This window comes from Amycolatopsis roodepoortensis (assembly GCF_024628825.1).
Taxonomy (GTDB): Bacteria; Actinomycetota; Actinomycetes; order Mycobacteriales; family Pseudonocardiaceae; genus Amycolatopsis; species Amycolatopsis roodepoortensis.
Genome location: NZ_CP102415.1, coordinates 8,135,910 through 8,149,498, shown reverse-complemented (window position 1 = coordinate 8,149,498; position 13,589 = coordinate 8,135,910). Strand labels below are relative to the sequence as shown.

The following is a 13,589-nucleotide window of genomic DNA, read 5'->3' as shown; positions in this document are numbered from 1 at the left end:
TGCCTTCTTCCGCTAGCCGTCCCCGCTCAAGCGGGGCTGTCCGTATCGATGCAAACGAGCTTCCGTCCCATTGCCAGCCTCGGCTCATGCAGCTGGGCTGTTTGCCCGCATTTCTTTGCTACATCGCACGACCAGCGGCACAGGTCCAGGAGACCAGGGTGCCGCCGATGCCAGCCAGCCGACGTTGTGAACGCGGAAATGGGAGCGGCCGGGCAATCGGTTCGCTTTCTTGCAGATTCCCTTGGATTAAATGTCCAATGGTTCGATCGCAGTGATCTTTGAAAGCGTCGGGTGGAGGTCAGGTTGTGTTATCGAGGGGCCAGATCCTATCGAGTGGCGGGATCTGGTTGTTGAGAATTTGCTCAAGCTCAGCCTGCTCACCGCGCAGGGCCTGGCTGTGTTCTCGAAGCAAGTCGTGGTCACCGAGTGCACCGAGAGCGCGAGCTGCCGCGACACGGACTTCGGATCGCCGATCGGCTAACGCGTGTACCAACTTCTGACGTACTGGATGAGCGAGTATGTCTTCCGTAGGGCCTGCGTGACGAAGGCGGCGCACCGCGTTGGCTGCCGCTGCACGTACGCGAGGTGAGCGGTCGCCGAGTCCGCGTGCGAGTGGGTCCAGGGCAGCCAGATCGGCGGTATCGGCGAGGCCGAGCATCGCACCAAGTCGAAGTGACGCGAAGCGGTGTTTCGCCATACGCGTGTAGTCACCGAGCGCATCCACGCTCCGCAGGCGCGAATACCCGAATTGGAAGGCGGTGGGCGGCGGCTCGCCCAAAAAGAATTCAGTGAAGCGCGCGAGGACTTTTGCCCCTTTGCTCCTGGCCAGGGTGACTGGACGGATGAAATCAGGAAGGAACTCCGGACTTCGGTTTGGGTCGCGCTCGACGAGGATTCTGCTTGCCAGAGCAGCCGCCTCGTGGTGTCTCGCCGCGGCCTGGATGACCGCGGCGAGACTTTCGTCGAGTGTGACACTGGTACCGATGACGAGGCTACGCACATATTCGGCGTCGACCGGTTCGCGGCGCAGCTCGGCGAATATCGCCTCCGCCTCGTCGCTCAATGCGCTCGAGCCGAACGTGTCGGTCATTACCCGAACCTCATTCCATACAAACAGCCCACACCGTAGCCGACGTATTTAAGCCATTTGACCCCTACGATACCCCACGCGTTGGCGAATGCGTTGGCTCTCTGAAGGCATCTCCAGGAAAATACGCGATAGAAGAGGCTGGCCCTTGCCCGGGTCGCGTGGTAGCCGTTGCCGACGTACTGGAGGCCGCGGGCCATGCCGACGCCCCACCGGAGCAGGAGGCTTTTGCTGGTGCGTTTGACCCATGGCCAGGCGGTGCGCTTTACCCAGGGTACGACCGTCGAGTTGATCCAGTGGCCGGCTCGTTTCATGTCGTTCATGAAGCCCCGGCCGATGCCGCCGAAGCAGCGGATCATGGATCGTGGTCCCCGCGGCACGCACTGGCCGGTCAGGTCGGTTTCGTTGATGGGGTCGGCGTAGACGTAGTCATAGTCGTTGGCGGATCCACCGTCGACCGGGTCGACGGAGAGGAACCTGCCAAGCAGCGGGCTATAGGGTCGTGCGCCCATCTGGACGATGGACAGTGCACCGGCGTGTTCGTAGGCGCGCTGATGGCGTCCGAGCCAGCCATAGTCCATCTGCCCAGGCTGGTTGTCCGGGACGGCGTCGGCGTTGACGCTGCCCGTGGTGTCGAGCGGCTCCCCGAACGGGGAGTAGGCACGCGAATCGCCGACCTGTTTGCCGGTATCGTCGCAAGTCGCGATGATGTTTCCGCGGACGTCGGGAAGGTCCCAGGTCGCTGTCGGGTGCTCTGCGCTGTGACGGACGGTGTACAGCACGCCGCCCGGCAAGCTGATGCTCTGTGTCAGGAGCCGTTTGTCTGGGCTGAGTGCCAGGTCGGCGCTGTCGCCCTCGGCGGTGTAGGACAGGAGCACGTTGGTCACGATGTCGCCCTGGGACGCGGCACGCTGCGTGACGCGGTCGGTGGCGTCCCGCACGTAGGCGACATCAGCGGCATCAGGACCGACAGTGCGGGCCGTGAGGTGGCGTTCGGTGCTGTCCCAGCCGAGGTACGTGGTGGACCCCCCAGTGGTGAACTCGACAGTGTTGCCGTGGGAGTCGTATTTGATCCCGGTGGTGGCGTTGGCCCCGGTTGTGGCGAGGAGCCGGTCCGCTGCGTCGTAGCAATACCCGGTTTCAGCCGTGCCCGCGGCGGTCTGGTCGAGCAGGCGGACACGGTTGGTGTTGACGCCGGCGTTGGCTTGCGTGCCCGTCGGGCAGGCCGCGGAGGGTGAGGTGAAATCGTAGGTGTAGTGGTGGCCGGGAACATAGGCTTCCACGAGCCGGCCGGCGTTGTCGTAGCTGTAGTTCGGGCCATCGGGCCGAGCGTCGGCGCCGCGCTGTGATTCGTCGACGATGGTTCCCGCCCGTGTCCGGGTCACGTCGGACGTGATGGTGCGGCTATCGCTGGTTTTCCAGGTCAGGGAGCTGGTCTTCCCTGCCTGGTCCGCTCCGATCCCCGTCAGGCTCGCGCCGTTGGCGTAGGCCACGGTCGCCGCTTCCCCGGCGTTGTCGTAGGTCGCTGTGGCCAGGGTGACGGCGCCCAGTTTGACGGTGAGGAGGCGTCCTGCGTCGTCGTAGGTGTAGGCCGTGGTCTGCGGTGCGTCTGCGGGGTTCGGCGGGGTCACCGTCCGCTGGCCGACTCTGCCCGCCAGGTCGTAGGTGGTGGTGGTGCGGGTTCCGTGGACGTCGGTGTAGGAGATGACCCGGCCGAGCCGGTCGGTCTTGGTGGTGATGGTGCCGAGGTTGTCCGCGACCGTGGTCGTGAGCGGGTCACCTCCTGCGGCGTAGGTCGTGGTGACTGTGCGAGCGGCGGCTGCGGAGTTCGGCGGGGATGTCACTGCGATGACGCGGTCCCGGGCGTCGTAGGTCGTGCAGATCCAGTCGCCGGCGACCGATTTGGCCACGACACGCCCTGAGGCGTCGTAGACGTCCTCGATGACACGCAGAGTGCCAGTGGCAGGTGCTGCGGAGGTCAAGGATTTCGGCATGCCGCCCTGGTTCACCGCGGGGCTGCCGGGGACGCAGGGATTGGTTCGTGTCTCGGTGTCGCCGTAGTTGGTGGTCGTAGAGGCGACGGCACCGGACGGCATGGTCTTGGCGGTTTGCCGGAGGTAGCCCGTTCCGGGTGTTTCGTAGCTGGTGCCCTCGGTGAGCTGGGTCGCCCCAGTTCCGGAGGTAGTGCTTGTCGCCAGGCCGAAAACGGGGTCAAGACCGTTCTGGCCGTATTGAGTGGTGGTGACCTTGTCCGGGACGCCGTGGGATTCGCTGCTCGTGGTCGAGGTGGTGAGTCCGTAGCGCGGACGCAGCTGGCTGCCCGGCACGAGTTCCTGCACACCCGTGGGGGTGGTCCAGTTCAGGTCGAGCTTGGCGTAACCGCCGTTGTCGTAGTAGTCGATCCGGATTTTCTTGACCTGGCCGGGCGAGTCGCTGCGGACTGTCGCTTCGCGCCACGCGGGGTTACTGATCTGCCAGTAGTCCATGACCAGCTGGTCGTCGATCCACATCCGGATGCCGTCATCGACGTAGGCCCGCAGCCGATAGTCACCGGTCGCAGGGAACGCGATCTCGCCGGTGAGGCGGAGCGAGAAGACATCCGACGTCAGGCCAGGAGTCACCGCGGTGCCGTACTCCCAGGAGCTCTTGAGAGCGCCCGTCGCGTCCCCGATTCCCGTGGCGTACGCCTTGGGCGCACCAGTCAGCGACAAGTTGTCGTAGAACGCGCCGCCCAGCCCGCGCAGATTCTCGTCGTATCCGGTGTGAGTATTGGGTACCGTGCTCGCGCACGCGGCGGTCGGTGTCTGGCCAGCGAAGCACGATGCCGGCGCCGGTCCGTATTTGTCTGTCGCCCTGTCAGCATGGTCGTAGACCGTGGTCGACATCCGGCCTGCAGGGTCAGTACTCGTCAGCTGCAGGTCACGGGAGTTCCAAGTCTGGCTGCTGACCTTGCCGGTGGCGTCCGTGCTGGACAGCATCCGGTCGGCGTCGTCATAGGTGACCTTGCTGAAGAACCCATCGGCCGGGGTGACCCCGGCGAGGGTCACCTTGGTCGTCTTGGCGGCTGGGTCGTACAGGTAGCCATGTTCCGGTCGGACCTGGTTCGGCATTGGGGCAGGGCTGACGATCTTGGTGACCCTCGGTTTGCCGGCGACCTGCTCGTAGGTGATCTCGCTGCGGTCGTCCGCAGGCTGGGTGCCGGGGTTGGCGGCGAGCCAGTCGACGACCAGCGGCGAACGGTGTCCCGCCATCAAACCATCGGCGTTGTAGACGTAATCGTTGTTCTCCGAACCGGGGTCCTCGATGCGGGCCAAGCGGCCCTGGGAGTACCACAGCCGGGTCTCGGTGCCGTCCCAGTAGCTCACACGACACAGCATCTGCGCCGGCGCCGTCGCATCAGCTCCCGCAGGAGGCGTGACGCCGCCGTAGCAGTCGTTCCCCGCCCGCGCGTAGTGCAGGATCTGGGAACGCTGAGACACGGGGTCCTTGATCTCCCGCAATCGAGACGGGGTTCCGTCGTAGACGTACTGCAGGATCGCCGGTTTACGACCGTCGAGAACCGTCGACTGGCTCTCGAGCTTGCCAGTAGGACTGAAGACGAACACCGTGCCGGCCTCGGTCAGAGTGACCCTCCCGGCGGTGTCCAGGGCCAGGATCCCGTCCTCGTTCTCGGGCGCGGTGTAGCCGCCGGTGCTCTTCTTAGTCCAGGTGTGCTTCGCACCGGTGGCGTCCGTCAGGACGATGTTCTGGTCAGTGACCTTGGCTTCGGTATAGGTGGCTCCGGCGCCGGAAAGATCGGCCGAGAGCGACCACCCTCTAGGCAGTGCCGGCAGGTCATTGGTGTACAGCCACTCGGCGGGAACGATCTGCGGAGGGACCGTTGTGCTGTCGGTCGTGCGGACGAACAGAGTCATCCGGGCGGCACCGGTGGCCTCGGCGTTCTCGACCTTGATCGGCACGCGTTGACCGGCCGTGAGCGTGACATTGGTGGACTGGGTCCAGTTGACGTCACTGGGGACACCGACGTCATAGACCTTGGCGTTGTTGATCCAGACGACCGCGCCGTCATCGTGTACACCGGCGAACTGGTAGGTGCCGGCCTTGGGTGCTTCGAAGAAGCCTTCCCACCGCGTGACGAACCAGTCCGCGGCCAATGCGGGCGCGAATGGAGAGTCCGTGCGCCAGTCGACGTTGACCTGAGGTTCTGTGCGGACGAGTGTCGGTTGCTGGGCGTCGCTGATCAAACCGTTGTGGGACAGGTCCGCAAAGTAGGACGCCTTGAGTCCGCGGCTGTCGGTCTGCTGCGAGTTGTACGCGAAGGTGACACCGGCGGTACCTGCGACAGTCGTGAACGTCGGCGATTCCTGGGACGTGCTGAGGTTGCCGTTGGCGAGGTTGACCGAGAACGGGCCTGCGGTGTCGACCGGGGACGGGCCGTGGTCACCGATGCGCTGATCGACCTTGAGATGCCCGACCCACGTCGGGGTGATCGTGGTCCCGCCGCTGGAGGTCATCGCCTGCCAGGTGTAGGCGACACCGTCCTGCAGGATTCCGGTGGGGACTGTCCACGTGGGAGTGGTCAGGCAGCCGGATTCGACCACGACGCCGGATTTGGCGTCGGCGCCGGTCGCGATGCGGAAGCAGTACTTGACCGCGTCTCCGTCCGGGTCGATCACCGGCTTGACCGACAGGGTCGGGGTGAGCGAGGTCGACACGGTGCCGTCGGCCGGTGCCACCAGACTCGTGGCCGGTGCCGGGGATCCGGTGTCGACGGTCAGGGTGGCGTTGAGGTTCTTGTAAGTCCAGGTTCCCGGGTTCTCGGCGCCGATCAACATGAAGAACACGCTGCCGTCGCGAGCGTTGACCCGGTCGCGTATGAACCCGGTCAGGCCTTCGCCGACGAAGCTGCCGACGTCTCCGACCAGGGCGCTGGTCATGTAGCCGCCGACACCGTTGAAATTGAACGCGGACGCGTGGTGAAGGTTCGCATTCCAGGTCTTGACCGATCCGACGACGCTGGTGTTACGGGTCAGGTCCATGCGGGCGCCGACGACGGTCTTGCCGAACAGCGGCGTGTAGTCCACGTTGAAGACGCTGCGGTTGTAGGTGTCGCCCTTGGCCTGGCTGTTACCGATCCGCAAACCACACGCGTCACAGTTCGTACCGTCGGAACGGTACGAATGGGACTCTTTCACCCCGTAGGTGAAGGTCGGGTCGACGTAGACGGGGTAGACCCGCTTCGGGTCACGCAGCCAGTTCGCGTCGACGGCGACGGTCAGCCACCAGTCCGCACCGGCCTGCTCGAGCGAGTAGGTGCCGCCGGTCATCGCGGGCGCGGTCTCGCCGTTGCCCGCGGAGTCCCAGGTCTCGATCGGCGGCATCACGATCTTCGCCGCCCCGGCCTGATCGGCGAGGACGACGGTGCCGTTCTCCAGTTTCGGGGTCAGGCCACCGGTGTTGAGCTTGAACTTCCACGACGAACGGCCATCAGCGGGCAGTCGCTTGAGCTTGATGGTCTCCTTCACCGCGCCCGGCGTGACCTCGTACTCCAGATCCGTCCCGGCCGCGACCTCCGCATACGTGACGGAATCACCCTTCACCGCGGCGGTCGAACCCGCGGCCTTGTCCATCGCGAGGCTCGCGGTATGCCCACCGGACTCCACCTGCAATACCGCGGTGTCGTCGGCCTTCGTCGCCAGCGACGGGCTCAACGGATGCTGATCCACATCGGCGCGCTTCGTCGCAGGGTCGGTCGACAGACTGGTCTGGACCGGCTGCCAGTTCCCGGCCGCGTCCTGCACGTTCAGCGGCTCGTTCGACTGCCGCACCGACCGGGTGCCATCGGGGTTTTCGTACTCGGTGACGAACGTCGACCGCGACACCGGCTTCGACCGCTGCGGATCGAAATGACTGCCCGCACCGCCGTCAAGCCGCGACCTGGCTGCGAAATCCGCTGTGGATGGAGCCGCCGGCTGCACCGCAGACGCAGCCGGCGAGCTCAGAACCGCCACCTCACGAGGATCAATCGGCATAGGAGCCGCTTCTGCTCGCGGCGGTGTCGACACCGCCTGTGCACTGCTGGCGACCAAGGTCACGATCAGCGCCAGCGTCAAACTCCTGGCCCACGAGGATCTTTCCAAGGCACGACGCGGTCTGAACACAAGCAACCCCTCCCCCATGGCGGTCTTCCCGCCACCCCGATCCCCGTCGCGACGTGTGGACGCCGCTGGCGCGGTAGCCGGTTTAGACCAGCCGAGCCGTTTGATCGTCGCGACCACACACAGTCGTTACATAGCCACCTGAGGTGAACCTCACTCTTGCCAAGCGCCGACGGATCCCGTAAAGACACTGACCACAGCACAGCCGGAGCCGAATCGGGCAAACCGCTCAGTCTCCGGAAGGAGTGCTCACCTCACCTCGGGCAGGAGATCCGTGAACCAGTACGCCCCAGCTCGTCCCGTTTCGACGAACGAGCTTCCGCGTCACCCGCACCGCCGCCCGTGGCGACGCTCCGGGCAGATCGCGTTGTGGCTCTTCACGATTGTCCCGTTCGGGCTCGCCTTGGTCACTGCCGCACGAGCGCCGAAAATGCACGTATTGCTTGACTATTGGCATGTATTCGCGAAAATCACCGACGACAACGGCGATCTGCTAATCGGCCAGGTCTTCACCTATCACCTCGAGCAGCCCTTCGTACTCCCTTCGCTGCTGTTCTGGGCAGACGCGGCATGGTTCGGTGGGGACAACCGGATCCTGACCGTGCTCACTGTGCTGCTGGTAGCCGGGACCGTGACGGCGCTGTACTCGATGCTCCCCGGCTCCCTTTCCACCACAACGAGATCCGTCGTTCTGGCGGGCTTCTCATGGTTGCTGTTCAGCTCACACGCGGCGGAACTGTGGCTGCAGGGCACCAACGGGATCAGCTGGATCCCCGCCGTCTTTTTCTGCGTACTCGCGATCGCGTGCGCGCACCGGGGCCTCACGTGGGTAGCGGGGATCGCCGCGGTGCTGGGTTGCCTCAGTTTCGGTGCGGCATTGCCGATCTGGTTCGTCCTCGCGTTGATCGCCTGGCTGCGCAAAGACCCCCGCCTGCGCATCGCGCTCCCTGGCATAATCGGGATTGTCGTTGTCGTGACATGGTTCCTGACCAAGCCATCCGGCCAGCAATCCCTGGCCACCTCGGCGTTCGACCCCGACGGCAGGCTTTCCGTCCTGGCAGCCGCACTCGGCGCGCTGTGGTCGGCCGACATCGCCGTCGTCGCGGTGATCGCCGGCGGGATCACGGTCGCCGCGCTCGCTTACCTCGCCCGCGAAGTGACCCCCCGAGCTTCCGGTTGGATCGCGCTCGCCACCTACGCCATCCTGCTCGCCGGCATGCTCGCGATGGGCCGCACGACCGACCAACTACCCGGCGGCAACGTCGGACTGATCAGCCGGTACGCCGTCATCGGCGCACTCGCCACCAGTGCCCTGCTGGCCCTGGTGGCCATCAACCGTCCACAATGGCCACTCCGGCACCTGCTCATCGCCACCGTTACCGCCGCGCTCCTCACCCACGCCATCGGTGGCGCCAAAGCCGACCGGGTCCGAAACGACTATGGTCCCCTGAACCTCGCAGCCGTCGCCCTGCGCGTCGACGCGCCCACCGTCCTCGACGCGCTGCGCATCCAGCGCGCCGCCGCCCCCGCCGCCGGCTCACTCGGCGCCTACCCGTTCAACGACACATTCACCCTCGGCTGCGGCGGCCCCGAACTCGGCAGCCACATCTCGACACCGGCCCCGCTCCCCCGCAGCGCCGAACCCGGGAACACCCGCGGCGAAACCGGCACTCCCTTTACCGGGGACACGCTCCTCAGCGGCTGGGCCACCGTCGGCGGCACGCGGGCCGACTGCGTCCTCGTCGTCGACCATAACGACGTCGTCATCGGCGGCGGCCTCATCGGCCTACCGAGTTCGGCCGCCAAGACGAAGGAACCCGCGCCGGAAGGCATGGCCTGGCAGGCGGTCGCACCGCCCGGAGCCGCGATCGGCGGGGTGATCGCCGTCAAAGAGGGCAAGCTGTACAGAATCCAGGCATCCGCGAGTTAGCCCTTGAAGCCCGACGACTCGAATGCCCCGCAGAGTGAAATCGCTCCTGGGAACGATCACACCAATGGCATCATGCGTCCCGTCAGGTGGTAGCGCGCCCCGCTACCGGGCTGGTCTTTCTTGCGGCCTCGAGCAGCCACCGTGATCCCTGCGGGCCGGGATATCCGTAGCAAACGGAGCAGCGCACCTGGCTATCTCCTCGAGCTCCGCCACCACCTCAAGTAACTCCCTTGACGGAGTGCGCGGTGAGCAGTAGGCCTCTGTCCAGCACGTAGTCCCCTCGACTCGGTCCACGACCACCAGCACTCTGTCGTCATGGCCTGACGCCGTGGCCGCCGGCGCGATGACGGCCTGGCGCCAGCGCAATTGGCCGCGCCTTCACATACGGCCATACGTCGTACGCATGTTCGATGTGGTGATTCCATTTGCCACGGTACTTACTGGACCGTTCGGCGGTTGTCGACCTTAAGACCAGCTGGGTAAATGATCACATGAATCTTCATCGCCGATTACCACGCGCCGCAGCATGCGGAATCGTTGGTTTGATGGTTCTATTTCTCATGACAATTCCGGTATCGCCTCCCGCCTGGAGTATCCCGACAGACGGAACGACCACGGAAGCCACGCCTCCCGATTCGGACGTGGGGGCGCCAGTCGATGACACGGCCACGGAAAGCTCGGCGGACGGCACAGAGATGGACTCGCCGGAGGACGACGCGGACATCGAGGGGCCCGAGGCCACACCGGACATTAAAGCTCCGCCAAGCACTCCGGATACCAATAAATCAGCAGTACGGGACCGCGAGGCATTGCTCAGCGGCAAGCATTCGACCGGACCGAAACAAGACACGCAAAGCAAGGCGGCCGCGAGTTGTACCACCACAGATTTCAGCGTGGAGCCCCCGATCTATTCAGTTGTGGCGCTCAATCGAATATTTGGACGAGTTCGGCTAACAGAAGATCAAGTTCTGAGGTGCCAGGGGCAGAGTATCGAAGTCTGCGCGATAATGTACCCTTTTACCGACACGGTGAAAGACTGCGCAGTCCGGGAAATCGTATCTGGCACCACCTTATATGTAAGCAACGGCATCGTGGACTGCGCCGGGACCTGGGCGACGCTCGCCGGCTGGAAACACGAGACCGCTGGTCGCTTGTCATCGCCCAGCAGGTATCACGTCGCCGAGGACGGCAGTTGTCAGGAAGGCGAAGCCGATGACAATAAGCCCATCTCCAGGGACCTGGAGATGGTTATCCTGGCTTATCAGGCCAGAATCCCTGCAACCGAGAATACCAACGACTACCAGTGGGACGCCAAGAGCCCTGGCGAAATCGCGAACATCATCACCTTGATGAAGGCGGCGAACAGCGGAACCCCTGAGGGCAGACTTGAGGCGGACCGCGGCCTGGAAGAGTACGACTACGAACTCGAGTTCATCACAGACACGACCACTGGCCGAAACCATCTTCTGCTCTATGAATTAAACCCGTTCAATCGTGGCTGGGGCCTGTACGTACTGCGCTATGACGCAACGACTGCGCCAGCGAACACGGCAGTCGAAGCTCCTCATCCGATTCACGACGAGCTGTCCGTCAAATTCGGCATCAAGACTTTCATCGACCTTGACGGGAAGATGTTCGCGATGGCCGGCACACATCGCTACAACAGCACCGAGGTGCGCGACCCGGTAAAGTATCCGAAGAGTCGGATATCGGATATGGCACGCAGCTACGAAAGTCTGTTCCACAAGGTGCACACCAACTTCACCACCGGACACCCAGCCATCACACGGGGAACGTGGAGTCCGACTCATGTGGCCCAGGTCCATGGTTTCGAGGCGCGAGAAGGATACCCGGAGGTCGTGCTCAGTAACGGAAGTTGCCAGCCTCATTCCAAGCTCCGAACCTTCGCCGAGAAGGTTCGCTACAAGGGCGTCTCGGCTGGAGTTTTCGAAGGCGACGCCACGTGTTCCAAACCATCAAGGAACTATCCCGCTGTCGGCGCGACGATGAATCCGCAGGCGAAACACACACGAAAGAAAGGTGGCTACTTCTATCATGTCGAGGCCGTGAGGTCACTGCGGTTCGACCCCGCCCGGTATCACCTTGTCGCCAAAGCATTTGGCGAAACCCTGTTCGAAGGTGGCACCGGCATGCCTGCGAAGATCGGCCCGGCACCCGGGTTCGATCCCAACGCGACGGCGGCCTACGCCCGGACACACGCCCGGAACTACAACGGCAACTATTGGAACTGGAATCACCGAGGCCCTGCCGTCGGGGGTGACAGCCCGAACTTCGTGAGCCAGGCTTTGGCAGCCGGGGGCTGGCAGTGGTACGAGCCCGGAGACGGAGAGCTCGGCGATCACCAAAGCAGCAACTACTGGTACTACAGAGGAAATGCCGTAAACGGCAATGGCGTCGGCGCCACCACCTGGTCGTGGGTCAACGCTGAGACCTGGAGTTCGTTCGCGAGAAAGTCAGGCCGCGTGACGAAGATCAAGTATCTGAGTGACGTCGGCCTCGGCGACGTGGTGCAATTCGCTTTGCCGGACTCCAAGACCAAAGAAAACCGGTCGATGATCGTTACTGGTTTCGATTCCAGTGGGCCGCTGGTGAGCTATCACTCGCCAGACGTGTACAACGCGCCTCTGTGGTCGCTGTATCAGAGTCACAACCTGAACTGGGCGGATTCGGATGTCGCGAACGTGCATCGCCCGGGCATGGCGTTCTCGGCCTGGCGAACGGTGAGCGTGAGCGATCACGCGCACCGTGACAGCGGAGTTTCTCAGCCTGGAGTACCCACAACCCAAGCGCGGTTGGAACTGGACAGCCTTGCCCTCGGCCCAGAGGGATCGATGGAGGGATACGACCGAAGCCAGTTCCCCCATTGGAACGTTGTCAACGGCTGCAACACCCGGCAGACCGTGCTCCGGCGCGACGGCAGAGCAGTCCGGCTCGGCACTGGCTGCCAGCCGGCATCCGGTATCTGGTTCAGCGAGTACGACGGCCTTAGCCACACCTCTCCGGACGATGTCGAGATCGATCATGTCGTCCCGTTGGCCGAGGCGTGGCGCTCCGGCGCCAACGCCTGGACCCGTGAGAGACGCAGTGACTTCGCCAACGATCTCGCCGGGCCGCAACTGAGAGCGGTGACCGGCACGATCAACAACTCCAAGCGTGACAAAGACCCGGTGGCCTGGGTGCCGCCACGTGCAGGCGCGCACTGCGGATACGCCAAGCACTGGATCCACACCAAGTTCCGGTGGGGACTGAGCGTGCAGATCGAGGAAAAGGATGCGCTGCGTACGATGCTCGGCCGGTGCCCGGACTGAGTGACGCGTCAAGTTTGAGCCTGGCAGGCCCTGCGGATAAGGCCGCGGGGCCTGTCACGGTGCGTGCCGCACCACCGGGTCAGAAATTGCCGTTCGCGGTGGCCTCGGCGGTGCGGTCACGTGGCGTCCCAGTAGTAGCGCACGGACGACAGGTCCCCCCGGGCTACCGCTGCGGGGTCGCCGAACAGGTGCGCGATGCCGCGATCCCCCCATCCAGTGTCGTACACGTCCTCGTCGATCGTGATCAAGACCTGACCAGCAGGCTCGCTACTCGAGGGATAGGCGCGCCGCCCGCGTGGGTCTTCCTGAGTGAAGCCGGCGCTCCCACCCAGCGAACTACCGTGGACGAAGTCGTCACCGAATGGGCCATGACCGCCGAGGACATGGAAGTTCCATCCGTTGTACAAAAGATCTAGTGCATGATCACTGCGTTCCCCGTCCAGCAGGGCCAGTTCGCGAACCAGCGTCGCGAGATCCCCTTCCTCGTCAACGTCGAACTCGGCCAGTTGCGGAAGCGCCAGGCCGACTGTGAAGCTCACGCCGCGCGCCTCGACAGGACCAAAGGGTGCGTGCACACCGGGATTCTGGCTGACCATGTGCCACGGTGTCGGCGACGACGGGGACGCCACCGGGCGTGCAGTGGTGTCCGGATACCAGCGAACCTCGAACCCTTCCGTCCCTTTCGTTTCCCCGTGTGTGAGGCCGAAACTCGGGCTGTCTGCGCCGACGAACCACTGGAACAACCCTGTCGATGGAAAGCCGGGCAGCGGACCGACATCGGCAAAGTTGACCTGAACGACGCAGAACATCGGCACGTCGTTGTACCGCGGCCACGACACGCCCTCAGGCAGGTAAGGATGACCAGCCAGATAAGACGCCACAGCCGACTCAGGCCGGCCGCCATCCAGCCGCAAATCAGCGGAGGGAAGAGAAACCTGCCGAAGAAGCGGCCGCAACTCGTCGATCACTTGCTGACGTCGCGTCTCGTCGACGAACCCGTTCATACCGCCGACGATACAACGGCGGCACCGGCGATCACGGCCACCGGCATGCTGCCACCACGGAATCAGCCTCGGTAGTCGCGG

6 protein-coding genes are annotated in these 13,589 nt (G+C 64.3%); 3 read left to right on the top strand and 3 right to left on the bottom strand.

From position 1 onward, the window contains the following. Nucleotides 1-298: 298 nt before the first annotated feature. Both NQK81_RS39245 and NQK81_RS39240 read right to left on the bottom strand, forming a co-directional pair. Nucleotides 299-1,090 (bottom strand): hypothetical protein, encoded by a 792-nt coding sequence (locus NQK81_RS39245; protein WP_257485493.1) that lies wholly within the window; start codon nucleotides 1,088-1,090, stop codon nucleotides 299-301. After that, entirely contained in the window at nucleotides 1,090-6,468 is a 5,379-nt protein-coding gene (locus NQK81_RS39240; RefSeq protein ID WP_503827237.1) for a PA14 domain-containing protein, read from the bottom strand. The genes NQK81_RS39245 and NQK81_RS39240 overlap by 1 nt, the downstream gene beginning before the upstream one ends. 130 nt (nucleotides 6,469-6,598) lie before the next feature. Between NQK81_RS39240 and NQK81_RS39235 the strand changes: the two genes are divergently transcribed. The 3 genes from NQK81_RS39235 to NQK81_RS39225 all read left to right on the top strand — a co-directional run bounded on the left by NQK81_RS39235 (nucleotide 6,599) and on the right by NQK81_RS39225 (nucleotide 12,504). After that, a complete protein-coding gene (locus tag NQK81_RS39235) occupies nucleotides 6,599-6,808 on the top strand; it encodes a hypothetical protein (RefSeq protein WP_257485491.1) in 210 nt (69 codons plus the stop codon). 711 nt (nucleotides 6,809-7,519) lie between these two features. Then, entirely contained in the window at nucleotides 7,520-9,175 is a 1,656-nt protein-coding gene (locus tag NQK81_RS39230; RefSeq protein WP_257485490.1) for a DUF2079 domain-containing protein, read from the top strand. 560 nt (nucleotides 9,176-9,735) lie between these two features. After that, nucleotides 9,736-12,504, top strand: a complete 2,769-nt coding sequence (locus tag NQK81_RS39225; RefSeq protein ID WP_257485489.1) for an amidase domain-containing protein — start codon at nucleotides 9,736-9,738, stop codon at nucleotides 12,502-12,504. Between the two features lie 116 nt (nucleotides 12,505-12,620). Here NQK81_RS39225 and NQK81_RS39220 read toward each other — a convergent pair whose 3' ends face one another. Then, nucleotides 12,621-13,508, bottom strand: a complete 888-nt coding sequence (locus NQK81_RS39220; protein ID WP_257485488.1) for a DUF1963 domain-containing protein — start codon at nucleotides 13,506-13,508, stop codon at nucleotides 12,621-12,623. Between the last annotated feature and the right edge of the window lie 81 nt (nucleotides 13,509-13,589).

Coding starts and splice junctions, on each gene's coding strand:
- NQK81_RS39245 (WP_257485493.1), bottom strand. CDS start 1,090: ATGACCGACACGTTCGGCTCGAGCGCATTGAGCGACGAGGCGGAGGCG.
- NQK81_RS39240 (WP_503827237.1), bottom strand. CDS start 6,468: ATGCCGCCGATCGAGACCTGGGACTCCGCGGGCAACGGCGAGACCGCG.
- NQK81_RS39235 (WP_257485491.1), top strand. CDS start 6,599: ATGGTCTCCTTCACCGCGCCCGGCGTGACCTCGTACTCCAGATCCGTC.
- NQK81_RS39225 (WP_257485489.1), top strand. CDS start 9,736: ATGACAATTCCGGTATCGCCTCCCGCCTGGAGTATCCCGACAGACGGA.
- NQK81_RS39220 (WP_257485488.1), bottom strand. CDS start 13,508: ATGAACGGGTTCGTCGACGAGACGCGACGTCAGCAAGTGATCGACGAG.